Here is a 24,362-nt window from a genome sequence, read left to right as displayed (position 1 = left end):
GTTAAGTGAAAGTGCTGGTGAGATCTTGGGGAGCGAAGTGGAGGGTTTTTGCCGCGCCGCGGGCCGCATGCCACACGCAATGGCAACAGTTATGCCAATTGCTCGTCATATAACGCCGCGACCAGCACACTCAGCGCGGCGCAATCCGCGAGTGGACTTGTCAAACCAGCATGCCGTTGACTGTGGAGCGAAGTGGAGGTTGTTTGTGGCAACGCACAGGGCTGGAAGCAGGTCATCCTGCTTCCAGCCCTGTGCCTATCTCGTCATGCAGTGAGACTCAGTCTCACACTTGATCGTCCGTGTCGGTGAGCTACGTCATTCTCCCCGTTGCCTGCGGTCCCATCTCTCTTCCATCCGCTGCATGAAGGTTTTCTGCCCTCCGCGTGCAGTCGACCGTTTTTTCGCCGATGAGTGACGAACTCCCTGGCCATCGACAACACGAAGCGTAGGCTCTTTTTTTGGCCGCGACAGTGCATACGTCACACCGAGGAACATCACCACAAAACCGATCACACCGATCCACGTCAGCGCAGTTGTCACCGCAACGATGAGCAGACCAAGGCCTGCCGCGACTGCAATAACTGCAGTGATAAACCGTGCGGTCGTTGTTCCTTGGCGTCCACTCATCGTCGAGGCGAGCCGCGGGTCCTCGGACCGCAATTCTTTTTCGAGCTGTTCAAGTATGCGTTGCTCGTGTTCTGACAGAGGCATGGCAACCCCCGATTCTCGTCTCCGTCGATGCCCTGGTTCCAGGATAGTGGAGGCCATCAACTCTTGGGTAGTTGAAGACCTGATTGTACTCCAAGTGAGATAGCCCGTGACCCAAATTTCGCCCGAATCGCGTCGATTGTCTCCTCAGTTTTTCTTGTCGTGTCATGGTGGTCCGTGAGAGATTCCTCGAGCGTCAACGTCAATGGCTGGCCTTCTTCTGGGACAAGCTGTTCCGCTCTTACGCCTAGCAAACGTGCGCGTTGACCCGGCAAAAGTTGACGGTCGACCAAAGTCCACGCCTGACTAAAGACCACGTGAAGTGACTGGCTAGGTGAATGAAGAGTCACGTGCCGGGTGATCGTGTGGAAGTTCACATCGCGGATCTTGACCGATATGGTGCGGGCAAGCAGGCCCCGACTTCGCAGCCGCGATGTCACGGTGTCCGCCAAAGAGCGAACGGTGGCACGCAATACTTCTCTGCTTCCTTCGTCCTGAGCAAATGTGTGTTCTGCACCGACGCTCTTTTCCACGCGCGTTGGGGTAACAGGCCTGTCGTCAATCCCTCGGGCAAGATGGATAAGGCGGTTTCCCAGCGTCGCACCGAGGAGCGCGACGACATAGCTTGGCTCCAGCGCAGCGACGTCCCGGATGGTATGGAGTCCGTGTTGTTTCAATCGACGCTCGCTCTTGTCACCGATACCCATCAGCGCCCCGATGGGCAATAGGTTGAGGAATTCTTGTTCCTGTCCACGAGGCAGGACAAGTAGTCCATCCGGTTTTGCTTGTGTGGAACAGAGCTTAGCCAGAAACTTATTGGCGGCGACACCAACCGAGCAGGTGACCCCGTGGTGGGCTTTAACCTGAGCTCTCAATTCTTGCGCACGGGCAGAGAGGGTTCCTTGTGGTCCACGTATTCCAGATACGTCAAGGTACGCCTCGTCAATCGAAACTTGTTCTACCCATGGAGTGATGGTGTCGAGGTAGTCCATCACCGAACGAGATATCCGCGCATATTCGTGATGTCTAGGCGCCACCCAGACAGCGTGCGGCGCAAGCAGCCGGGCACGTTGGGTGGGCATTGCAGATCGCACGCCTAGCTCTCGAGCTTCGTAAGAGGCGGCTAAGACGACCGAGCGTTCGCCTCCAGCCACGATGACTGGTTGCCCCCGCAGCTCTGGCCGTTGCGCAATCTCAACCGACGCATAGAAAGCATCCATGTCCACATGCATGACGTTCAGCCCGGTATCATCGCTGCCCCAGTCCCGGCGCGCTTGGGTCACTCGTACAGCATTACTCACCTCAGATCACTCCCGTGCCCGCCCTCGCGCGACTGCGGTTTTCGTGCGCACGATGGGTAAGTTCTGGGTACTGATGGACCAGGATGGTCCACATCTCTTCGCGGAACGCGAGGCATGTCTCGTGCCACTGGTTGATATCTGCGGCTGTGATGACACCTCTATCTCCGCGATCCAGCCTCGACCTCACCTGCGCACTCGCTTCCCATACCGTCACCCAGCGACCACACTGAGGATTGTCCTGAACGAGCGCATCCCACACAGGACGCTGAGGACGACGAGAAGCCTGGTGTACCGTCACTGCGCCTGCATACCGCAGCGCAGCGTAGTGAATGAACCGAAAGGCATCCTCGGGATCACGATGGCGTCGCGCAGCGTGAAGCAACCTGTTGCCATCGTCCATCAGTGCGAGCGCCTTGTAGACGAGGGTCGACATGTCGCGGCGGCGTAGTGCGCCCTTCCCCAGCGATGGTGCTTGTTGTCGCGTGTGGCGATTCCTGCGCGTCGTCATCGAGATCACCTCATCACTATCATCGAACACCTGTTCGATTTTGGCAAGTGCCGTGCTACGTTGTGTGGTTTGCTTGGGTCATGGCCTCTCGTCGTTCTCGTCCGTCTCGCCGTCCTCAGGTGGCGCTGCCCACCGATCCGATCCGCACTGCATATCAGACCGTTCGCGTAGCAGCAGATCGAGACCATGACCGGCGCCTGACGCTTTTCCTTGATGACACACCTAGTTCATTTATTGACCTAGACGATCCGCTCCATGTGGGGTTTGAGTATCTCGATATCATGCATCGGGTCATTGTTGACCTTGCGCCAACTTCACGGAAGATTGCACATCTCGGTGTCGCGGGTGCGAGTCTTGCGCGCGCATGCGCTGCTTCTATTCCAGCTGTTGAGCAAATCGGGATTGACATTGATGGTGAGTTGTTGGAGTTAGTGCGCAGATGGTTCGATCTGCCCCGTTCTCCTGCGCTGAAGTTAAGGCCGGGTGATGCGCTGGAGCAGGTGGTGTCGTTGCGTTCCGGGAGTATCGATGTACTGACGCGCGATATTTTCACGGCCGGGGTGATTCCCGAGCATGTGGTGTCCTCGACGATGGCTGGCGAGGTGATGAGAGTTCTTCGACCTGGCGGCTTGTATCTCGTCAATAGTGCCGACCGACAACCATTAACGCTGGTCAAACGCGAGTTGGCGACATTGGCGCACAGTATTGCCCAGACACACCAGCTCAACGCATCTGAGGTCAGTTCCTCGTGGGATCCCTGGGATTATCTCGCGCTCATTGCCGAACCCTCAATAGTGAAAAAGAAGCGTTACGGCAATGTTGTTCTGTGTGCAGTTCGACCAGACGCCGAGAACCCCATGAGCCCTTTTGAGACCAGCGAGACGCTGTACCGGTCGTTGAGGTCCATGGCAGTCCCGGCGAGTATCTTGCACGGGGAACAGATTCAGCACTTTGTTGCTGATGCACAACCTTTTGGGCCTAGTTGACCGCGACACTCAGTGGGATTGACCTTTGCGCCATTCACGCTGGAGGAACGCCTCAAACTCCGCACCAAGTTCATCGGCGCTGGGAAGAAGCGGATCATCTGCAAGTAACGATTCACGGTCTTTTGCTGCCATGAAGGCGTCGTACTGGTTCTCCAGTCCGGTGACTACCTCGTGGATGTCGGGCGATTGTGCTACTTGCCGGTCCACTTCGATTCGTGCTTCCACAGCTGCTTGCGCGATGTCCGCTGATGCGAGGTCCAGCCCTGTCACGTCTTCGACTCGAGTGACGGCAGTGAGCGCTGAAGGGTAGTACTGCGACTGGATGAGGTAATGCGGGACGTGGGCCGCGATTCCTACTGCGTCACGGTGACGAAGGCCTAGTTCAAACTCGATGCGGTTACTCACTGTCGCGGGTACTTCCACTTTCCCGACCCATTTGGGTTGGGCTGTCAATAAGGTTTCCCGAGTGGCGTGGAGAATCGCTCCGTGTTCTCTCGTGTGGGGTATGCCCATGGGAAGTCCATACGCGCTCACGACTAACGACACGTTGAAGTCCTCAATGAGGTCAAGGACCGCCTGGGTAAAGCCGTCCCAGCGCCGGTCAGGTTCCAAGCCATGAAGGAGAAGGTAGTCGGTGCCTTCGGCGTCGTGGAGCAGGTCAAGGGAAATATGGGGTTGCCGGTATTCAGTCCAATGGTGGACGTCGAATACCATGGTGGGACGCCTGGCGTGGTAGTCAATCAATTGGTCGTGGTCGAAGGTGGCAAAGGGACGCGGGTTTCCATGAGCGGTGAGGTGTTCGGCGATGATCTCTGTGACATGGCCGGCGTCGACAAGTGGACGTAGTGCAAGCACAAGCACAGGTCCTACCGCTGACGTCTCGGTCCGGGTCCGTAGTTCGTCATAGGTGTCTTTGTGGAAGTCATAAAGATCCGAACTCATGGCAGGTCCTTTCACTGGTCCTTGTGTCACGATCTCCAACGTCGTTGGTCCACGTGTTGTTCCCGAACAGGAACGGTGAGGTGTGGTGACCTTATCCCGTGAGGTTCATTGGGTGCATCCTGGTGTCGCTATCACACCTGATTTGGTGGATAATAGACGGTCGCCTGATACTGACTCGTGCATCGCGTGATGTCGTGTTGAGGGGAACTGACCTACTGCCAAAGATCACGTGAATCAGGGGAAGCCTGTGGCCGAACACCGCGACACCCTCGCACAGGAACAGCGTATCGTCGATGCGCTTTACGCACGGTTGGATGAGTTGCGTGACGCGACTGCTGCTCGGCTCGCTGCCGTTCGTAAACAGGGACCAACTGGCTCGCCGCAAAACCGTTCTGAACGGGATTCATTTGCAACCCATTATGAGGATCGGCTCGCGTTGCTCCACGCGGTGGAAGAGCGTCTTGTCTTTGGTCACTTGTCACTGACTGATGATTCAACCCGCCATATTGGGCGGGTGGGGTTAACTGATGCGCAGCATCAGTCTATTTTGACGGACTGGCGCGCTCCGGCTGCGGAACCGTTTTACCGTGCGACATTAGCGCATCCACAGGGGGTAATCCGGCGCAGGCACTTAACCACCTCGGGGCGTCAGGTCACTGCTGTCGAAGATGAGTTACTCACGTTGAGTGACTCAGATGAGGAACTTCCACCCCTGCAGGGGGAGGGGGCACTGCTTTCTGCAATGGCCCGGGGCCGGACCGGAAAGATGGGCGACATTGTCGCAACAATTCAGCGCGAACAAGACGAGATAATCCGCGCTCCTCTCCACGGGGCCCACGTTGTTCAAGGCGGGCCAGGAACCGGAAAAACTGCTGTTGCTTTACACCGTGCAGCATATTTGTTGTACGCACACCGCCGAGTATTGGAACGCTCCGGGGTTCTTTTGATTGGGCCTTCGTCAGCGTTTCTTCGCTATATCGACCAAGTTCTTCCCTCACTTGGCGAGACAGGTGTAGTGTCCACAACACTAGCCTCATTGATGCCCGGTGTTGTTGCGGAAGCAGAAGACTCCCCTGAGGCCGCAGCCTTAAAGGGTGACGTGCGCTTTGCGCGCTATGTGCGTGCCGCTGTCAAAGCCCGCCAACAGGTGCCGTCGCAAAACACAACACTGCGCATCGACGGTCATCTGCTTGTGGTCACCCCCCGTGACGTTAAAGAATCGATGACCCGTGCACGACGGGCCAACAAACCGCACAACGAAGGATGGGACATCTTCGCTCGTGACATGCTCAATAAGTTGGCCGCGCAGTACGCCCAAGACATGCCATACCACGTTGCAGCAGAAGACCGCGCAGACATCATTGCTGAGTTGCGCTCACATCGCGAGGTACGCCGCCTGATCAACCTTGCGTGGTTCCCCATCAGCGCCCCGCAACTCGTTGATGCGCTCCTGTCGCGCCCACATCGCCTCCTCCAGGCAGCTCCAGACCTAACCGACGCTGAACGATCAGCTCTTCTTCGACCTCCTGGCTCCGCATGGACAACCTCGGACATCCCATTACTGGATGAAGCTGAGGAACTCCTCGGCCCGTTGCCAGGGCGCAACCACCAAGCGCCCTCCCCCAGTGTCGACCACGAATACGCCCAAGCGGTGATCAACGAAACTGGTGTTGCGGGTTTAGTAAGCGCCCACGATTTGGAAGCACGATTTCGAGCCCACGGTCCGGTCATGTCCTTGGCTGAACGAGCTGGCAGTGACCGGCAATGGACATATGGTCACGTCATCGTGGACGAAGCACAAGAATTGTCTCCGATGGACTGGCGAATGCTGATACGCCGCTGCCCAACACGGTCCTTCACCATCGTGGGTGATACAGCCCAAACTTCGCGAGCTGGTGGTGCACGGACCTGGGAGGGTATGTTCACACCCGTGTTTCGCGAGCACTGGACCCAGCATACGTTGACTATTAACTACCGTACTCCAGCTGCGATCGCTGACACGGCAATGCGTTATGCGCATCATGCAGGACTGACCACGTCTCCTCTCACCTCGGCTCGTGATGTCGCAGGAGCACTCGATGTGATTCGGGTTCCTGATGATGGCTGGGACAACACTCTTGTGACCGCTGTCAACGAGGCGATCAGCCGGTTTATCTCGGCCGACCGAGGGCAAGTCGCCGTCATCACAAGTTCACGACAGTTGTCTCGCATCACGTCACTGGTCGACACGTGCGTTGCTCGTCACGGTGATGTTCGGCGTGGATCCGTGGACACCCTGACACCACGCGCGGTGAAAGGTCTAGAATTCGATGCAGTCATTCTTGTTGACCCTCAGGAGATCGAGGATGAAGTTGGGGCTTCGGATCTGTTCGTTGCTTTAACGAGACCAACCCAGCACCTTTGTGTCCTGACACCATCTCGTGCACCGTGGTTCTCCGCCCAGTGAACACAACAGACCCATGTTCGTCGTGACACCGTGCGTAACGTCGGTTCACCACTAAAGACTTGGTGGTGACCAAACCCACTCAGGAAGAAAATGGAGGCGTGTTGAAAGCGCTGCTTCTGGAAAACGTCCATCCCACCGCCGTAGAAATCCTCTCCTCTCATGGATACGAGGTCATTACACGATCTGGGGCACTCGATGAGGCGGAACTCATCGAAGCTCTCCAAGGCGTCCATCTACTCGGCATCCGATCAAAGACGCAGGTAACGCGTCAGGTCATTGATCACGCCCCTGACCTCATCGCGATCGGCGCATTTTGTATCGGCACCAACCAGATCGACTTAGGCGCAGCAGCGGAACGTGGAGTCGGTGTTTTCAATGCTCCGTTCTCAAATACTCGTTCAGTTGTCGAGATGGCGATCTCTGAAATGATCTCGCTGACACGCCGGCTACCAGAACGTAATAAGGCCATGCACGACGGTGTGTGGGACAAAACCGCCGATGGATCTCACGAGATCCGCGGGAAGACCCTGGGCATCATTGGGTACGGAAACATTGGTACTCAGTTATCAGTCCTTGCTGAGAACCTTGGAATGTCGGTCATTTTCTATGACACGGCTGAAAAACTCGCCCTGGGGAACGCACGACGGGCTACCACCTTGGAAGAGTTGTTGGGCGCCGCAGACGTGGTGACAATCCACGTCGATGGCAGGCCTGGTAACGCTGGCCTTTTCGGTGCAGAACAGTTCGCTGCCATGAAACGAGGCGCTATTTTCCTCAACCTCTCGCGGGGTTTTGTCATGGACAACGAGGCACTCCGTGACGCCATCATGTCAGGTCATGTCGCAGGAGCGGCAGTCGATGTGTTCCCCACCGAACCGAAAAAACGTGGGGACGCGTTTGACTCTGAACTGCGTGGGTTGGCGAACGTGATCCTCACTCCTCACATTGGTGGTTCCACCCTTGAGGCTCAGGAATCTATTGGTGAGTTCGTCGCCAACAAGCTACGTGACTATGTCCGCACCGGTTCGACGACTCTGTCTGTGAATCTTCCGAACCTGGCACTTGAAACGACTGGCTCGATCACCCGCATCGCATTCCTCCACCGCAACACCCCTGGGGTGCTTGCTGCCGTCAACAATGCGCTCGCAACGCACAACGTCAACATCGACGGCCAGTTGTTGGCGACACGCGGTGAGTTTGGGTATGTCGTCACTGACGCTGGTTCCTCAGTTGACCCTGAAGTTCTGAACGCATTGAAAGATATTGACCAGTACATTCGCATCCGTGTGATGCCCCCATCTCACTTGCGGTGAGAACGTCGGGCGCTCGCACGCCCCTCTTACTGGGTGGGAGTCAGTCGTTGCTGACTTCCACCCAGTCCCGTACCTTTGTGGTATGACCACAGAGCCGGTACTTTCACAGCAGCCCATCCGTTCGGTCCCACATTCTGGTCTGCGCTTCCCCGCAATCAGTTTGGGCCTGTGGCAAAACTTTGGTGCTTCTGCAGCGAGCGAGGACGCAACGGCTCTCATCACAACCGCCTTGGACCTCGGGGTCTTTCACTTAGACCTTGCCAATAATTACGGCCCCCCACCGGGTGCCGCAGAATCTTTTGTGGGAACGCTGCTCCGCGGCTCGCTACGCGCCCATCGAGATGAAATGCTCCTTGCAACGAAAGCCGGATACCGGATGTGGCCTGGGCCTTACGGTGAGGGTGGCTCACGCAAGTATCTCCTTTCGTCTCTGGACGCGAGTTTGTCACGGCTAGGCACTGACGTGGTCGATATTTTTTACTCCCATCGTTATGACCCCACCACACCGCTTGAAGAAACTATCGGGGCGCTTGCGACAGCGCTTGCACAAGGAAAAGCACACTACGTTGGCATTTCGTCGTACTCGCCGCAACGTACCCGTGAAGCTCTCGCGATCGCTCGTGACTACGGGATCCCTTTATCTGTCCATCAGTCGTCCTATTCGCTGGTGAACAGATGGATTGAAGAACCTGACGCCCAGGGTGATAGTGTCCTGTCTTTGTCGAATGACCATGACTTTGGCGTTGTCGCTTTTTCTCCACTTGCGCAAGGTCTACTGACTGACAAGTACCTCAATCACGTACCGAGTGACTCACGCGCAGCGCTATCGTCGTCGTTTCGTCCGGAATATCTCAGCGAAGAGAATCTACGTCGAGTGCGAGAACTAGATTCCATTGCCCAAGAACTGGGTCTCTCACTTGCACAGATGGCGGTGGCGTGGATTCTCCGTGATCCGAGGGTGAGCTCAGTACTCGTGGGCGCTAGAACACCGGCACAGTTCCGTGAACTCCTTCACGCGACTGAGGCACCCGTATTGACTCCCGATGTGCTGATTCGTATTGATCAGTGGGCAACCGATGCTGGAATCAATTTGTGGGCTCAGCGTTCGTCGTCTTTGTGACTATGGCGTAGATCTTCGACAGCTTGAGCGAAATCGTCGAGCGAATCAAAATTCTGGTACACACTGGCAAAACGCAAGTATGCCACCTGGTCAAGCTCGCGCAGCGGCCCCAAAATTGCCAATCCAACGTCGTTGGCACCAACCTCGGCACTCCCCTGAGCCCGGATTGTTTCTTCTACGGTTTGTGCAAGCTTGGCGAGGTCATCGTCATTGACCGGCCGCCCTTGACAGGCCTTTCTCACACCATTGATGACCTTTTGGCGTGAAAACGGCTCCGTAACCCCTGACCTTTTTGTTACTGACAGGCTCGCGGTTTCGATGGTGGTAAATCGTTTCTGACATTGGGGGCACTGGCGACGACGGCGGATAGTGGCACCGTCATCAGAGGTACGCGAATCGACAACGCGTGAATCTGGGTGTCGACAAAAAGGACAGTGCACTGAGACTCCTCCGGGAAAGTTCTTCAGTCCACTGTACGCAATAAGACCGCGCGCACCCAAGAGCACACTCACGAAGACGTAGGTAAATACAACACCTCTCCGACATCTAACGCCCCTGAGAGTCGTTGATTCAGATCCTTGATGGCGTCGATGGTGTCTCGAGGGTCCTTTGTGGGCGCATGGGCGACCGCGATAGACCATAGAGTCTCTCCCCCACTCACCACGTACTCAGTGACGGCTTGGGGATCGTGCGGTGTGTCAGCCATAGCAGTTTGACCCAACAAAACTCCTACACCCACAGCGAACGTCAACGAGAGGGACCACACCAGCACCCGCCCCCGTCGAGTGAGTCGCATCCCCCCTAACCCCAAAAATCCATACGCTTCGCGAGGTGTACGTGCTGGCACAGGCACACCTTGTGATGCTTGAGATTGCTGCGAAGCGCCAGGGTATACGCGTTCACGGGGGAACTCGATGAGTTGGGCGTTCATCACTGACTGACTCACTACGGTCTCCTTGGGGGTTGAGGCCACCGACAGATGATCGAACATACGTTCGTAGAACAAGTGTACGAACGGATATGGGTTTTGTGAACACCTGTTCGAGAAATAGTCGAACAGGTGTTTGAAAATCACCTGATTTCACATAGAGTAAGAACACACGAGTGTCAGTTCATCACGCACCACTGACAAAGACAGAGCATGGCTACCATCAGCGCGAAAGCGTTAAGCGAGACCTCTCAGCACCTCCCTGTCTCGCTGCTGACGCCTACTGCGTGCACGACAGGAGATCGCATGACCGAGCAATCCACACCACAGCACCTGTCTGACGCACCACTGACATCGCGTCAACGTGCAGTGTTGGCCTGCATCACTCAATCTCTGAAAGATCGAGGCTATCCGCCGAGCATGCGGGAGATCGGCCGAGAGGTCGGCCTCACTAGCCCCTCCAGCGTGAAACACCAACTCAAGGTGCTCGAAGAACGCGGTTTTGTCCGGCGCGACCCCAACCGACCACGCGCGATTGAGGTTATTCCCACTCCTCGAGAGAAGGACACGTCCTCTCCTTCACCGGATCCTGGCCTGCATCATTCCTCGAGGAACACTGAGAACGTGGTCATGATCCCCCACGGTTCACGAACATCCGATCTCCGCCCGGTTCCCCTTGTGGGACGCATTGCCGCGGGTGCACCTATTTTGGCTGACCAAGACATTGAAGATGTGTTCACTCTGCCCCGCCAACTTGTTGGCGATGGCGAACTATACATGCTTCGGGTGTCGGGAGAATCCATGGTTGATGCAGCCATCTGTGACGGAGACTTCGTTGTCGTGCGTCGACAAGGTGTTGCCGAAAACGGTGAGATCGTCGCAGCCATGATCGATGGTGAAGCCACAGTGAAAACGCTTAAACTCAAAGATGGGCACCGGTGGCTCATGCCTCACAACCCGCTTTACGACCCCATCCTTGGTGATGACGCCGAGATCCTTGGAAAAGTTGTTTCAGTGATTCGTGCCATGTAGGGCGCGCCACCACATGTTAGAAACCAAACTGCTGAGCGACTGACCGCAACGACTGTGCAGAGTCACGCAAACGCCGTTGTTCGCTATCAGACATGGGTACTAACAGGCGTTCTGTGCATCCATTTCTCCCCACCACGGAGGGAACTGAAAGGCACACATCGGACACGCCGTAGTAGTCACGGAGTTCGGTTGATACAGGTAGCACCCGGTGTTCGTCATTGAGGACCGCCTCAATGATTCGTGACCCCGCAAGGCCTACGGCATAGTTAGTGGCGCCTTTTCCCTCAATAATTCGGTATGCGGAGGACACAACCTCGTCAGCGATTTGCTCACGGCGTGCCTCCGACAAGGGGCTAAGACCATCGATCCCGGGCCACTCAAGGAGTGGGACACCACCAATCGTTGCCGAACTCCACAACGGAAATTCTGAGTCACCGTGTTCACCGACCATGTAGGCGTGAACATTTTGGACGGCAACCGAACACTCACGCGCCAGAACATAGCGGAGACGGGAAGAGTCAAGGACTGTACCAGAACCAAACAGCTGCTCACGGGGAAGACCAGAGACTTTCAGAGCAGCGTAAGTCACAACATCGACAGGGTTAGTCACCATGACGTACACCGCGTTGGGTGCAACGTCTTGCAATTGCGGCAAGATCTTTTTAATCAATCCAATAGTGGCTGCCGCAAGATCGATACGTGTTTGCCCAGGCTTCTGCTTGGCCCCTGCAGTCACCATGATGATGTCAGCATCCCGGCATACCTCAACATCGTCGGACCCAATAACCTCAGCCATAGGCATGAACTGAATCCCATGCGCAAGATCAAGAACCTCGGCCTTAACCTTTGCCGCATTGATGTCATAGAGAGCTACAGTTCGTGCTGAGCCGCGCATTAATGCTGCGTATGCCATGGTCGCTCCCACCGCACCTGCGCCCACAATAGCTACCTTTGAGGTCCGCCGCTCCGGGCGTGCAGCTTGTAGGGAATCACTTGGCTGAGGCTCAAAGTACATGGTGTCTCCTTGCGTAGTCGGTGCTGGTCAACACTGTACCGGGTTAGTCACCGCTGCGAGAGGTTAAACGGTGAAGAGCTGAGACTGCGGTAGCTTTCTGCGTGGTTCGCCACATCGGAGGCAGAGCAGATAGAAGGTACTGGCCGTATCGCGCTGTGGCAATCCGTGGGTCCAAGATGGCCACAACACCCTTATCATCAGTTGACCGAATCAACCGTCCGGCTCCTTGCGCGAGGAGAAGCGCAGCATGATGAGCAGCCACTGTCATGAAACCATTCCCCCCTGATTGTGCCACTGCTTTCGTGCGCGCCGAACGAACGGGGTCATCTGGTCGAGGAAACGGAATCCGATCGATCACAACAAGCTGACATGCGTCCCCTGGGACATCAACACCCTGCCACAACGACAAAGTCCCAAAAAGACATGTCTGGGGGTCTTCACGGAACAGCCGCACAAGTGTGGGCAACTGGTCCTCTCCTTGGAGCAAAATCGGGTAACTCACGCGTTCTTTGAGAACTTCTGCGGCTCGCTGCGCAGCTTTTCGCGAGGAGAAAAGGCCCAATGTCCGCCCATGCGCAGCGTTGATGAGCTCCTCAATATGGGCGAGCTGGTCATCAGTTGTTGGGCTTGATCCAGGAACAGGTAAATCGCGAGCAAGATACAAAATTCCCTGACGCGGATAGTCAAAAGGTGACGCGACATCCTTGGTGACAAGGTCGTCCACCCCAGCCAACCCCACGGTTCGAGCTGCCGAATCAAAGTTCCCACCGATAGCCAACGTTGCTGAGGTGAGGATCGCAGTATGCTCCGGCCACAGCGCTTGAGCCAACAACGACGACACACTCAATGGGGCAGCATACAGACGAGGGGGCGCCGTATCAGAACCAATCCGCGGCCTGGCGCACCACAGCACGTCGGCGGATGTGTCCTCAGCCGTCATTCGTTCCGCGATCTCAAAGATCGACAGAACAGCAGCCTGCGCTTGTTTTAACCCTGCATCAGCGGTGTCGTCCTTCTTTTCCGGTTTCAACTCAGACACCAACAGCCGGGAGGCGTCACGCACAGCACTGACCGCATCGTGAAGCTCAGCGGGCAAGCCACCGGTGAACGTCTGGTCCGGCTGATTAATCAGGGCGAGCGCTAACTGGGCGCTGGCGTCATCAAGCGCATCTGTCACACGTCCGCCACGGCGGCGAGCAAGACGCGCCGCCTTGTCGATGGACCCCGCAGAAAGATCAACAGTCGCAGCCGACGTCACACGATCAGCAAGTTCGTGTGCCTCATCGACAATAATGACGTCATGTTCTGGCAACACACCCGCTGAACCAGAGGCGGCAATTCCCAACATCGTGTGGTTCGTGACGACAAGGTCAGCATCAAACGCAGTTTTCCTGGCGTTATCGGGAAAACACTCATGGATCAACGGGCACGATGAACCAATGCACTCCAGCTTGTCCACGGACATCGCACGCCACGCACGATCAGAGACACCCGGAACTAAGTCGTCGCGATCCCCGGTGTCGGTGTCTCGGGCCCAGGTGACAATGCGTCGCATCTGGTCAGCCAGGGACTCCACCTCAGCGGTATCGGGGTGATCTGCCGTGCTTGTCCCTGCAGCCGGAACGGGATCGTCCGGCGCAAAAAGTGTGGCCTCCTCCTGCGGGTACCCCCCCTGTGCCTTGTGGAGGCACACATAGTTGCTCCACCCTTTCAGCAACGCCACATCTGGTTGCCGATCGAGATGCGGTTGGAGCGCCTGAGAAAGCAAAGGCAAGTCACGAGTCATGATCTGACGTTGCAACGCTAGTGTGGCGGTCGCAACAATCACACGTTCGTTAGTTGCAACGGCGTGCGCGACAGCCGGAACAAGGTAAGCCATGGACTTCCCCGTCCCGGTACCCGCTTGCACAATCAGCGGATGATGACCTTCCATTGCATCAAACACGGCGGAAGTCATGTCTTGCTGCCCACGTCGCGGCGCCCCACCGAGGCTCGTCACAACAATGTCAAGTAACGAGTTCACCGTAGCGGAAGCGGTTGCGGGAGGAGTCACAGTGCCATGCTAGTGGGTGTCACCCGAAAGACTCGCAGCGTCCACACACTCACACCTGTGAAACACGCTCGCGGCACCTGGTTTGCTATTCTCCGTCAATCGCTACTCGGTGAAGGTCAGCAGCAAGGTCTTCGGGCACCCTACCCGCTACAAATGTTCCCTGCTCAGTGTGGCGTAACTCATCAATCTCGCCCTCAGCGTGCATCCGTGAGAGCAAATCTCCTCTGTGGTACGGAACCGTGAGATGGATCTCGACTCCCGGAGCAGGAAGGATATCAGCGATGTGCCCTAACAGTTCCTCGATACCCGCCCCGGTGTGCGCTGATACCGCCCACACGTCACGTTCCATGGAGCGGATCTGCGCAATTGCCTCTGGCGGCGCAATGTCAGCTTTATTCACAACGATGATCTCAGGGATGTCGCTCACCCCGTCAATATCGGCAAGGACTGTGCGCACCGCGGCGATTTGTCCGGCTGGATCTGGATGAGCTCCATCCACAACATGGACGATGATGTCGGCGTCAGCTGTTTCCTCAAGGGTAGATCGGAAAGCTTCGACCAATTGATGGGGAAGGTGACGCACAAACCCGACAGTGTCCGCGAGAGTATAGACCCGTCCATCGGGAGTTTTCGTCCGGCGAACAGTCGGGTCGAGGGTGGCAAACAGTGCGTTTTGCACCAGGACACCAGCCCCCGTGAGCGCGTTGAGAAGCGAGGATTTCCCGGCGTTTGTGTACCCCACGATCGCAACCGCTGGCACTGCGTTTTTTCGACGCGAGGAACGTTTCGCCTCTCGCGCCGGTTTCATTGCGGCGATTTCACGGCGTAGTTTCGCCATTCGTGTGCGAATACGGCGACGATCAAGTTCAATCTTCGTTTCACCAGGACCACGGCTTCCCATCCCCGCGCCCGCCGAACCCACTTGGCCACCAGCTTGGCGAGACATGGATTCGCCCCATCCTCGAAGCCGTGGCAGGAGGTATTCCAGTTGGGCGAGCTCAACCTGGGCTTTGCCCTCCCGTGATTTCGCGTGTTGAGCGAAGATGTCGAGGATGAGAGCAGTGCGGTCAATCACCTTAATCTTGATGATGTCTTCCAACGCGCGCCGCTGTGAGGGACCAAGTTCACCATCAACAATGACCGTGTCCGCACCGACCTGTTGCACGATGTCGGCCAGTTCACTTGCCTTTCCTGATCCCAGGTATGTTCCAGGGTCCGGTGTTGCACGGCGTTGAAGCAACCCATCAAGAACTTGAGATCCGGCGGTTTCGGCGAGCGCAGCCAGCTCACGCAACGACACTTCGGCTTCTTGAGCGCTTCCGCGGGTATACAGCCCAACCAGCACCACGCGCTCGAGGCGCAGTTGGCGGTATTCCACCTCAGTGACGTCATCGAGTTCAGTGGATAAACCTTGGACTCGTCGCAGCGCGCTGCGCTCGGCAAGATCGAGCTGGTCACCGTCAAAGCGGGAGTGCGTGGTATCGCCGTCCTGGACGGCTGTTCCTGCGCGCGCGAGGATGCGTTGGACAACGTCTGTTGCCACGTCCCTTTCGGCGCGAGTCTCCCCGGGTTGTGTGTGTTCTGTGGGCAAACGGGGAGAATTATCGTCGTGCATGCATGCCTCTCGTCAATGGGTGTTTCTAGTGTAGTGCTCTTGTGCTGGGCGTTGCTGTCGCTATCGTGCCATGGCGTGGAGACGCGAGCACGGCTTTTTCGGTTGTGGTTCTCTGTTGGCTGGTGTGTGTGGCGGTAGGCTTGGATGGTGAGTGATGCGCAAGCCCCACAGGGGACCAACCAGTATTTTGACGTTTCCCCCACGTCAAAGGATGACACCCGGGTGATCCCGGTTCGTCTTGACGGTCGAGACGTCGAGGTGATGACATCAGCGGGAGTGTTTTCTCCTGGCCACATCGACACAGGCACCTCTGTTTTACTCCGGACAGTGGGTGCCCCACCCAGCGGCACGGTGGTTGATGTGGGGTGCGGGTGGGGTCCTATTGCCCTCACAATGGCGATGCGTAATCCCGATGCTCAGGTGTGGGCGGTGGACGTCAATGAGCGAAGCGTTGCTTTGACGGCACGCAACGCGCAGCGTCTTGATCTTCACTGCATCAACGCGGTTCTTGCCTCAGATATTCCTGAGGATTTTGTGGTGGATGAGCTGTGGTCGAACCCGCCGATCCGTATTGGCAAAGAAGCACTACACGCCTTAATTACGCAATGGTTGGTGCGGCTGCGCCCAGGTGGGCGGGCTGTATGGGTTGTCCAACGCCATTTGGGTGCTGATTCGTTGATGAGATGGATGAACGCCCAATTCGCTGGAGAAGATCGGGTGACCCCAGGGCGGTATGTCACAACCAAGCGGGCCAGCGCGAAGGGGTTTCGAGTGCTCGAAACAGTGCACGTTGCTGAACAGGTTGCTCGGCCAGACCACTAAACATTCAATGAAGTGATCGTGATGTGGCCGTCAGCAACAAGCTCAGCGGGGCCTGCGAGCAACACCTCGTGAGTCCCTAAAGTCACCTGGACCCTTCCTCCGGGGACAGTGATTGTCCATGTCCGTGGCGAAGACTCTCCGGCCCATCGGTGGAGCGCTGCAGCTGCTGCACACGCGCCAGTCCCACATGATTGAGTTTCACCAACACCTCGTTCATACACACGCATAGAAGCTCGCCCAACAACTGTTCCATCCGCTGCTGTGTCCACGCCGTCAGGAACAACAAACTCAACGTTTGTTCCGTGCACAGGCACCGGGTCTACTCCCGGTGAGCGGGTGAGATCTAGTTCAGCGAGAGTGTCATGATCGGGGAGGGCAACAACCGTGTGCGGGTTGCCCATTGATACGGAAATCCCTGGACGCGCCGGCTCGTGAGGTTGCATCGGGATCGTTACTGTTGCGTCATGACCGGTTGTGCGGGCTGCAGTGTCATCGAGAAACTGGGCTGGCCCCATTCCAACTTCATACCAGTCACCGATCTTTCGTATCGTGCGAATGCCAGCCCGGGTAGCAATGGGGTATGCCGCGCCCAGGGCCGTCACACCTTTACGTTCTTCGAGGAAGCGGGCGAAAACTCGGACACCGTTTCCGCACATCGACGCAATAGACCCATCAGCATTGCGGTAATCCATAAACCACTCGACGCGCGGATCTCTTGTCACCAGATCACGGACTTCCTCGCTCAACTGGGCACGCATCACCCGGATGACCCCATCTGCGCCCACACCGGAACGGCGATCAGTAAGAGCCCGCACGAGCTCCTCGGTCAGATCAATAGCGCCCTGTGGATCATCAAGGATCACAAAATCGTTGCGGGTGCCATGGCCTTTAGTGAAGGGCAAAGTCGTCATGTACCCAGCCTACGACGTGTGGGCGTGGTGTCGGACAAAAAGATCTCACCGTGATCGGCACGATCAATGCACACCAACGCATCGTGCAGGACAGATGGGGATAGCGCATCGATCCACTGCGTGCGTGAATCTCTACCAAACCAGCCCATCTGTTTGCGTGTCAGGCGGCGGGTGTGAGTGATGATGTCAGCAACTGCTTGGTCCCGGGAAATTTCCCCATCAAAATAGCGGAGAAATTCCGCATAACCAACGGCTCGCGACGCAGTCCGCCCCATCCCCTGCTGGAGAACACTGCGCACTTCGTCCTCAAGACCTTGAGAGATCATCGTGTGCACACGACTTTCGACCCGTTGATCCAGCACACTCCGATCACAATCCACCCCGATCGTCACAGTAGGGCGCACATATGTTGCTTGCGGCAAAAAAGCAGTAAACGGACGACCCGTGATCGTGATGACTTCCAACGCCCGAATGATACGACGCTCATTGGACGCCCCCATCCGGTGCGCTGCTTGTGGATCACGCGCAACCAACTCCTCAAACAACGCCTGACTGCCATGTTCAGCTGCCCGCTTCTCCAGCTCACCCCGCACCGCATCATCAGTACCAGGGAACTGCATATCGTCCACAACGGCGCGAATATACAAACCCGACCCACCCACCAAAATTGCCCGTTTACCGCGCATTTCAACATCCTGAATTGCAGCGCGTGCATCACGCTGATACTGCGCAACAGACAAATCCACCTGGGGGTCAACCACACCAACAAGGTGGTGCACAATCCCCTGCCGCTCGTGCATCGTCATCGCGGCGGTCCCAATACTCATGCCGCGGTACAACTGGTACGCGTCACCCGACACGATCTCAACCCGATCAGGCCCGCCCAACGCATGTGCAACGGCAACCGCCAACGACGACTTCCCCGTCGCCGTCGGGCCCACAATCGCCACCAACGGAGGTAGCTCACCCTTCACAACAGCACCTCACCCTGCTCCGGCGAAACCAACACCCACCCGACACTGACCGCATCTCCAACCCACGCATCAACCTCTGTCCCCCACACATCAATGTCTGCTGGCACACCACTACGATCACAACGAACAGGACGTGCAATCAGCACATTGACGTCAGTGGCACAAATGTGCGCCCACGCAGATTTATCAACTCCAGCAATGAAACGCACCCACGGCGGCGCAACACCCCCTGGCACGTGGTCATAGGCGTGAACCAGGAGCCACCGCACCACCTCAGCCCCCACACTAACCATGTGGCGCTCGAGTTGCCCCCGCAGAACGCGCGGCCAGCGCCTCACAATGCCGCTCAGCGCCGGAACTCTCACGTTGATCCCCAAAGCACCGTAGACCTCAAGAAACGATGTGGACCTCACCTGCTCCCACGTCCACGTCTCATCAGTGACACCAAAGCCAGCACGCATCCCATCACGTGGTTCCTCACTGAGCACAACCCACGGTAGATCAGCCGCCACACCAGCCACCATCGACAGCATCACCTCACGCAGCTGGGCGCCAGGATCCGCCGCTCCCCCAACCCCCGGAAGCACCATCGGCGACGCCTCACTCATAACGATCACACCAGTCACGACCATCACGGTAGCACCGTCGCCCACCCACACCAGCAACGCCAGGTACTCTTGACCTATGGGCACCATGAACTGGAGGACCTTACGATCCCGAATCACAGGAGGAACACGAGCGGAGACAACGGTCACGCCTGGACGTGTACATCACCAACGCCACGCTGACGCCTCTGTCCCAATTCCGCTCAGTCAAGACCACATCACCACGTGGTTGACCGCGCATGACCTGCCGTATTTCATCGATTCCGACGGCACAGCCGGCGCAATCCACACTGCGCGTATCTTCACGTTCGCTCTCATCGGACAACACAAAGAAGTCCTCCACATTCGAGGCCGGTGGAACCGGCACGCAACAATTGAGCGCGCCGAACAGATCCGGGCGTTATGTAACGACTGGAACACCACAAAGATATGGCCTAAGGCATACCACCGGGTTCGCGATGACGGAATCATCGAAGTGTATGGCGAATCAAACATGGATTTCGAGCACGGGGCCACCTACGACCAGGTCGGCACCACCCTTGCCTGTGCCATCCAAACAACCACTCAGTTCTTTGACGAACTAGACCGCCACATCCCCGACCCGGCACTGCACCGACCATGACTATCCGTGATCTTCTCAGCAAGCTTCGAGGCCATACCGTCCAAGAGGCAGAACACAACGATGCCGTCAAACGTCCTGTCACACCCGTCACCCGAGAACGTGTCGCGCATGTCCTCACCGCAGCGGGATACCAACACACCAGAGACTCTGACGGCGACATAGTTGGGGTGTGGGACGGGAACACGGTGTGGTTCCTCCTGCTTGGACCAGAGGAAACATTCCTTCAAGTGCGGTCACGGTGGCAACGAGCCATCGGACCACAAGGAATGGACGCCGCGCTCCTGGCAGTCAGTGATTGGAACCGCGATCACCTCTGGCCCAAAGTGTTCCTTCGCGAGGAAGGCCCTCAATCATGGGCCGCCTACACGGAAACCACCCATGACTTTTGTGACGGGGCCACCAGTGATCAACTCGACTACTACCTCCACGTGGCCTTGCAGACAACTGCGCAGTTCTACGACCACATGGCCCGCACAGTCCTTCCTGACAACCCCGAGAACGACACAGACCCGCCACAGACGTAACGCATCAGTGGGTGAGGAAACAAGAAGTGCTCCCCCATCTCTCAACTACGTCACTGACGTCGTTGTGGCATACCCAGAAGTACTCCACCAGCAGTAGTCGGCGGCCCTCCATGGGAGTGTTCTTCAGCGAGAAGCCCCAACCGAGTTTTTTCACGGCGAGCCCACGCATCCCCCGCCCGGGTGCGCCGTACCTCAAACCGCCCCCCATTGACCGCTGAGTCGGCAACAACATAAAACGGGGCTCCCCGCGTGACATCCACCTTCACCATGTCCCCCGGGCGGGGAACAAGCGTTGGGACCTCATCTGCTAGGCGTATATCACCAGGATGAACCTGTGCACCATCCCAATCCACGCCCTTCGGCAACGCGAAGTGGACCAGTCTATTGTCTTGGGCTCGCCCGGTTAAACGATGGTTCGCGTCATCCTTGCGCCCATCGGACTCGGCGACAAGCACCTCAACCGTTCGGCCGACAAGTGCTTGTGACTCTGCAGCACTGATCTCGTCTTGAGCAGCAAGAAGTCTCTCATAGCGTTCTTGAACCACCTCTTTAGGCAGTTGCCCATCTAACGTCGCAGCCGGCGTTCCCGGTCGAGGCGAATACTGGAACGTGAAGGCTGACGCGAATCGTGACTGCCGGACAACATCAAGGGTCGCCTGGAAATCTTCTTCCGTCTCCCCAGGAAAACCGACAATAATATCCGTGGTGATCGCCGCATCCGGCATTGCGGTGCGCACTCGATCAAGGATTCCTAAAAACTTCTCTGATCGATAAGAACGTCTCATCGCGCGCAAGATTCGATCCGATCCCGACTGCAATGGCATGTGTAAGGATGGCATCACGTTAGGAGTTTGAGCCATCGCTTCGATGACATCGTCAGTGAACGCTGCGGGGTGCGGCGAGGTGAACCGAACACGCTCCAACCCTTCAATATCACCACAGGCACGAAGGAGCTTGGCAAAAGCTCCTCGATCCCCGAACTCGACGCCATAGCTATTGACGTTCTGTCCCAATAAAGTCACTTCCACAGCACCGGCAGCGACAAGGGCCTCAACCTCGGCAAGGATCTGACCGGGGCGACGGTCACGTTCCTTACCGCGCAGATGCGGAACGATACAAAAAGTGCACGTGTTGTTACACCCCACAGAAATACTGACCCAACCCGCATAAACCGACTCTCGCCGCGTTGGCAAGGTCGACGGGAACACCTGGAGCGACTCGGCGATCTCAACCTGAGCCTCCTCGTTGTGGCGTGCGCGTTCCAACAACACCGGCAACACATCGAGGTTGTGGGTGCCAAAAACAACGTCCACCCACGGGGCGCGTTCAACGATCACTCCGCGATCTTTTTGGGCCAAGCAACCACCAACAGCAATTTGCATTCCTGGTTTGGTGCGTTTGATCGCTGCGAGCTGCCCTAGCTGGCCATACAGCTTATTGGCTGCGTTTTCCCGCACTGCACAGGTGTTGATGACCACAATGTCCGCGTCGCCAGTGGCATCTGATCCATCGGGGGCTTTCACATACCCTGCTTGCTCAAGCAACCCCGCCATGTGTTCAGAATCGTGGACGTTCATCTGGCACCCAAGGGTCTTCACGGTGTAGGTCCGAGGTTGGGTGTCCAACGCACGTTGCGGAACATGTGGGGATGTCATGGTGGGAAGCTGCTTTCCATACGGCTGACACAGGTACCTAGTTAGGATAGGCGCTCACCAAGGAAGGCCACGAATTTCCTGGGTTCGCGGCACCGAGGTATCCCTCACACCTGAATACCCATCGATGCCGTACACCGCGTTCCTGCACATGCGCCCAGAGGCTAACCTGCCCTGGAGGTGGCGCGCGTTTCACGGATAACAGTAATGGCAACTTCACCAGGAAACGTTGTGTGCTGCTGCACCGCATCAGCAATGGTTCCCGCCAGTACATGAAGGTCATCATCTGTGACACGTTCCGGCTCGACCACAACCCGGATCTCATGCCCCGAAGACACCACGTAGGCATGAGCGACACCCTCGTGAGCAGTAACCACGTCTTCCAGTTGTGTGACACGTTCCACATAGCTCGACAGGTCGTCGCGTCGAGCACCTGGGCGTGCAGCGGAGATAGAATCGGCGATCTGGACGATGACCGCTTCAACGGTGCGGAATTCCTCTTCACCATGGTGGGCGCGCACCGCATGTGCGACGTCTTCGCTCTCACCATAGTCACGGATCAGTTGCGCACCTAACTTCGCATGGGAACCAGGTTGGGCCGCGGTCATAAGTTTTCCAATATCGTGGAGCAAACCAGCGCGTCGCGCAACGGCAGCGTCAGCTCCAAGCTCGTCGGCGATCGCTCCCGCAATGAGTGCGGTTTCCACACAATGATCGAGAACGTTTTGAGCGTAAGAGGTTCGAAACCGTAACCGTCCGATCGTCGCAACCAGTTCTGTGGGCAGTGGACCAACCCCAGCAGCCTTGACCGCGTCATATCCAACATTCAAAGTACGGCTAGACATTGACTCTCGAGCACCGGCAACGACTTCTTCAATGCGCCCGGGGTGGATTCGCCCGTCAGCGATCAGTTCCTTCATGGCGGTCACAGCTACATCCCTGCGCTCTGCATCGAAGGATGACAGCACCACACTTGATGAGTCGTCATCAAGGATCACATCCACACCGGTGAGCGCCTCAAAGGTGCGAATATTGCGCCCTTCTTTACCGATGATGCGCCCCCGGAACTCTGGGGCCGGCAACTCTACCGCTTCTTGTGCGATCTGTGTGGAGACAGGAACTGCTAACCGGGACATGGCATCGGCAATGATTCTGCGCGCTTGGGCGTCAGCCTTGGTTCGGGTCAGGAGTTCTCGCTCACGAAGTGCGGTTCGCACATAGGCATCATTGTCGGCTGCTATTTGCTCACGTAACTGTAGAGTTGCTTGGTCGGCTGTGAGCCCACTGATTCGTTCCAGTTCTGCAGTCAGTTGCCGATGCTGCGCACTGAGTTGAGATTGGTGCTCCTTTCGGTCCCTGTCAAGGCGCTCCCGTTGTTCCGCAATGTCGCGTTGTTCGGTTGCTATCGTGTCGCGTGCCTCATCGAGTTGCCGCTCACGTTCGTCGAGGCGTGACTCTCGGTCACGGGATTCTTTATCCCGCCGCTCGGCAGAGGCAATGAGATGGTCAGCATCAGTTCGGGCATTGTCACGAACCACTTGTGCGTCACGGCGTGCTGCCAAAACCAGAAGCAGCGCGATGAGAGCGATAAGTAGCGTTGCGACAATAAACCCGGATTCGTCAAGGTTCATGGTGTTTTCTCACTGATCACGTTAATGACGAACCGTCACGGTGGCGGATCGTTATCCCACCGTAATACAAAGCACCGACTCTCACTGACCATACACGGCAACAAATGTCACGGTTTCCCTACTCATCCTTCTTCTGTGGCAGAAGTCACGGCTGCGACACATGACATCACAATGTCCGCGGAATAGCCTCGCCTCCCCAGGTAGGCAATCAGCCTCCGCTGGCGGGCAGCGGCATCACCACGGCGATCCATCGCGAATTTCTTCCGGGCAAGACTCAGGGCCGCAGCACGTTCGTCGTCCTCAGTGATCTCTTGAAGAGCCTCGGCAATGTCAGCCTGCCCCAGCCCCTTTCGGTTCAGTTCCTCAGCAATCGCCCTTCGCGCGCGCCCACGTTCACGAAACCGCGTGCGTGCCACGGTACTTGCAAAGTCGGCGTCATTCAGGAGACCAACTCGCTCAAAGTTGTCGAGAAGTTCACACACAACATCCGGTTCATGGCCCCGCTGTTCCAACCGCTTTTCCAGGTCGGCTCGACTCCGAGGACCTGAAGCAAGAATCGACAGCGCAACATGACGGGCCCGTTCAAGCTCTGGATCAACTCGGAGCCGAGATTCCTCAGGGATATCCGCCTCGTCGTAGGACACAAACTGCATG

The 24,362-nt window shown here is 57.0% G+C and carries 23 protein-coding genes; 8 read left to right on the top strand and 15 right to left on the bottom strand.

What is annotated here, in order from left to right; translation table 11 throughout:
- Nucleotides 1-315 precede the first annotated feature (315 nt).
- From JDEN_RS05335 to JDEN_RS14295, 3 genes are read right to left on the bottom strand one after another with little or no spacing between them, the layout of a single operon-like run.
- Nucleotides 316-768, bottom strand: coding sequence for a DUF3040 domain-containing protein (locus JDEN_RS05335; RefSeq protein ID WP_083775118.1), 453 nt, complete (start codon nt 766-768; stop codon nt 316-318).
- Complete coding sequence (dinB, locus tag JDEN_RS05330) at nt 768-2,009, bottom strand: DNA polymerase IV (RefSeq protein ID WP_015771347.1); 1,242 nt, start codon at nt 2,007-2,009, stop codon at nt 768-770. The genes JDEN_RS05335 and dinB overlap by 1 nt, the downstream gene beginning before the upstream one ends.
- A 1-nt stretch (nt 2,010) precedes the next feature.
- A complete protein-coding gene (locus JDEN_RS14295; RefSeq protein WP_226926657.1) occupies nt 2,011-2,409 on the bottom strand; it encodes an SAV_6107 family HEPN domain-containing protein in 399 nt (132 codons plus the stop codon).
- Between the two features lie 188 nt (nt 2,410-2,597).
- Here JDEN_RS14295 and JDEN_RS05320 point away from each other — a divergent pair, with 188 nt between their 5' ends.
- Nucleotides 2,598-3,503: a spermidine synthase gene (locus JDEN_RS05320; protein ID WP_015771345.1), complete on the top strand. Its 906-nt coding sequence runs from the start codon at nt 2,598-2,600 to the stop codon at nt 3,501-3,503.
- A 9-nt stretch (nt 3,504-3,512) separates the two neighbouring features.
- On the opposite strand, the gene JDEN_RS05315 is transcribed toward JDEN_RS05320, so the two are convergent.
- On the bottom strand, nt 3,513-4,445 hold the full coding sequence (locus JDEN_RS05315) for a PAC2 family protein (RefSeq protein ID WP_015771344.1): 933 nt from the start codon (nt 4,443-4,445) through the stop codon (nt 3,513-3,515).
- A gap of 247 nt (nt 4,446-4,692) precedes the next feature.
- Here JDEN_RS05315 and JDEN_RS05310 point away from each other — a divergent pair, with 247 nt between their 5' ends.
- From JDEN_RS05310 to JDEN_RS05300, 3 genes are all read left to right on the top strand, one after another.
- Nucleotides 4,693-6,891: a HelD family protein gene (locus tag JDEN_RS05310; protein ID WP_015771343.1), complete on the top strand. Its 2,199-nt coding sequence runs from the start codon at nt 4,693-4,695 to the stop codon at nt 6,889-6,891.
- 98 nt (nt 6,892-6,989) lie between these two features.
- Nucleotides 6,990-8,204: a phosphoglycerate dehydrogenase gene (gene serA / locus JDEN_RS05305; RefSeq protein ID WP_041288214.1), complete on the top strand. Its 1,215-nt coding sequence runs from the start codon at nt 6,990-6,992 to the stop codon at nt 8,202-8,204.
- Nucleotides 8,205-8,286: 82 nt separating this feature from the next.
- Nucleotides 8,287-9,324: an aldo/keto reductase gene (locus tag JDEN_RS05300; RefSeq protein WP_015771341.1), complete on the top strand. Its 1,038-nt coding sequence runs from the start codon at nt 8,287-8,289 to the stop codon at nt 9,322-9,324.
- Here JDEN_RS05300 and nrdR read toward each other — a convergent pair.
- Complete coding sequence (gene nrdR, locus JDEN_RS05295) at nt 9,303-9,764, bottom strand: transcriptional regulator NrdR (RefSeq protein ID WP_015771340.1); 462 nt, start codon at nt 9,762-9,764, stop codon at nt 9,303-9,305. The two genes, JDEN_RS05300 and nrdR, sit on opposite strands and share 22 nt — an antisense overlap.
- 68 nt (nt 9,765-9,832) lie before the next feature.
- Nucleotides 9,833-10,270 carry a LysM peptidoglycan-binding domain-containing protein gene (locus JDEN_RS05290; RefSeq protein WP_015771339.1) on the bottom strand — a complete coding sequence of 146 codons (438 nt, stop codon included), beginning with the start codon at nt 10,268-10,270 and terminating at the stop codon, nt 9,833-9,835.
- A 288-nt stretch (nt 10,271-10,558) separates the two neighbouring features.
- On the opposite strand from JDEN_RS05290, the gene lexA reads away from it, so the two are divergent.
- Nucleotides 10,559-11,284, top strand: a complete 726-nt coding sequence (lexA, locus tag JDEN_RS05285) for a transcriptional repressor LexA (protein WP_015771338.1) — start codon at nt 10,559-10,561, stop codon at nt 11,282-11,284.
- Nucleotides 11,285-11,300: 16 nt separating this feature from the next.
- On the opposite strand, the gene JDEN_RS05280 is transcribed toward lexA, so the two are convergent.
- The 3 genes from JDEN_RS05280 to hflX all read right to left on the bottom strand — a co-directional run bounded on the left by JDEN_RS05280 (nt 11,301) and on the right by hflX (nt 15,967).
- Entirely contained in the window at nt 11,301-12,299 is a 999-nt protein-coding gene (locus tag JDEN_RS05280; RefSeq protein WP_015771337.1) for an L-lactate dehydrogenase, read from the bottom strand.
- Nucleotides 12,300-12,342: 43 nt separating this feature from the next.
- The gene (locus tag JDEN_RS05275) at nt 12,343-14,352 is read right to left on the bottom strand and encodes an ATP-dependent DNA helicase (RefSeq protein ID WP_015771336.1); all 2,010 of its coding nucleotides are present in this window, start codon (nt 14,350-14,352) and stop codon (nt 12,343-12,345) included.
- Between the two features lie 85 nt (nt 14,353-14,437).
- A complete protein-coding gene (gene hflX / locus JDEN_RS05270; RefSeq protein ID WP_015771335.1) occupies nt 14,438-15,967 on the bottom strand; it encodes a GTPase HflX in 1,530 nt (509 codons plus the stop codon).
- 144 nt (nt 15,968-16,111) lie between these two features.
- On the opposite strand from hflX, the gene JDEN_RS05265 reads away from it, so the two are divergent.
- Nucleotides 16,112-16,789: a class I SAM-dependent methyltransferase gene (locus tag JDEN_RS05265; RefSeq protein ID WP_015771334.1), complete on the top strand. Its 678-nt coding sequence runs from the start codon at nt 16,112-16,114 to the stop codon at nt 16,787-16,789.
- Here JDEN_RS05265 and dapF read toward each other — a convergent pair.
- From dapF to JDEN_RS05250, 3 genes are read right to left on the bottom strand one after another with little or no spacing between them, the layout of a single operon-like run.
- Entirely contained in the window at nt 16,786-17,700 is a 915-nt protein-coding gene (dapF, locus tag JDEN_RS05260; RefSeq protein ID WP_015771333.1) for a diaminopimelate epimerase, read from the bottom strand. The genes JDEN_RS05265 and dapF overlap by 4 nt on opposite strands.
- Nucleotides 17,697-18,674 (bottom strand): tRNA (adenosine(37)-N6)-dimethylallyltransferase MiaA, encoded by a 978-nt coding sequence (gene miaA / locus JDEN_RS05255; protein WP_015771332.1) that lies wholly within the window; start codon nt 18,672-18,674, stop codon nt 17,697-17,699. The genes dapF and miaA overlap by 4 nt, the downstream gene beginning before the upstream one ends.
- Entirely contained in the window at nt 18,671-19,429 is a 759-nt protein-coding gene (locus JDEN_RS05250; protein ID WP_169304096.1) for a hypothetical protein, read from the bottom strand. The genes miaA and JDEN_RS05250 overlap by 4 nt, the downstream gene beginning before the upstream one ends.
- Here JDEN_RS05250 and JDEN_RS05245 point away from each other — a divergent pair.
- Nucleotides 19,359-19,901, top strand: coding sequence for a YbjN domain-containing protein (locus JDEN_RS05245; protein WP_015771330.1), 543 nt, complete (start codon nt 19,359-19,361; stop codon nt 19,899-19,901). The genes JDEN_RS05250 and JDEN_RS05245 overlap by 71 nt on opposite strands.
- Nucleotides 19,898-20,425: a YbjN domain-containing protein gene (locus JDEN_RS05240; protein WP_015771329.1), complete on the top strand. Its 528-nt coding sequence runs from the start codon at nt 19,898-19,900 to the stop codon at nt 20,423-20,425. The genes JDEN_RS05245 and JDEN_RS05240 overlap by 4 nt, the downstream gene beginning before the upstream one ends.
- Nucleotides 20,426-20,475: 50 nt before the next feature.
- On the opposite strand, the gene miaB is transcribed toward JDEN_RS05240, so the two are convergent.
- The 3 genes from miaB to JDEN_RS05225 all read right to left on the bottom strand — a co-directional run bounded on the left by miaB (nt 20,476) and on the right by JDEN_RS05225 (nt 24,361).
- Nucleotides 20,476-22,080 (bottom strand): tRNA (N6-isopentenyl adenosine(37)-C2)-methylthiotransferase MiaB, encoded by a 1,605-nt coding sequence (gene miaB / locus JDEN_RS05235; RefSeq protein WP_015771328.1) that lies wholly within the window; start codon nt 22,078-22,080, stop codon nt 20,476-20,478.
- A 161-nt stretch (nt 22,081-22,241) separates the two neighbouring features.
- Nucleotides 22,242-23,708 carry a ribonuclease Y gene (rny, locus tag JDEN_RS05230; RefSeq protein WP_015771327.1) on the bottom strand — a complete coding sequence of 489 codons (1,467 nt, stop codon included), beginning with the start codon at nt 23,706-23,708 and terminating at the stop codon, nt 22,242-22,244.
- A gap of 122 nt (nt 23,709-23,830) precedes the next feature.
- Complete coding sequence (locus JDEN_RS05225; RefSeq protein WP_015771326.1) at nt 23,831-24,361, bottom strand: regulatory protein RecX; 531 nt, start codon at nt 24,359-24,361, stop codon at nt 23,831-23,833.
- Between the last annotated feature and the right edge of the window lies 1 nt (nt 24,362).

This window comes from Jonesia denitrificans DSM 20603 (assembly GCF_000024065.1).
In the GTDB taxonomy this organism is placed as follows: Bacteria; Actinomycetota; Actinomycetes; order Actinomycetales; family Cellulomonadaceae; genus Jonesia; species Jonesia denitrificans.
Note: the sequence above shows the minus strand (reverse complement) of the source record. Positions and strands in the feature narration are given on the sequence as shown.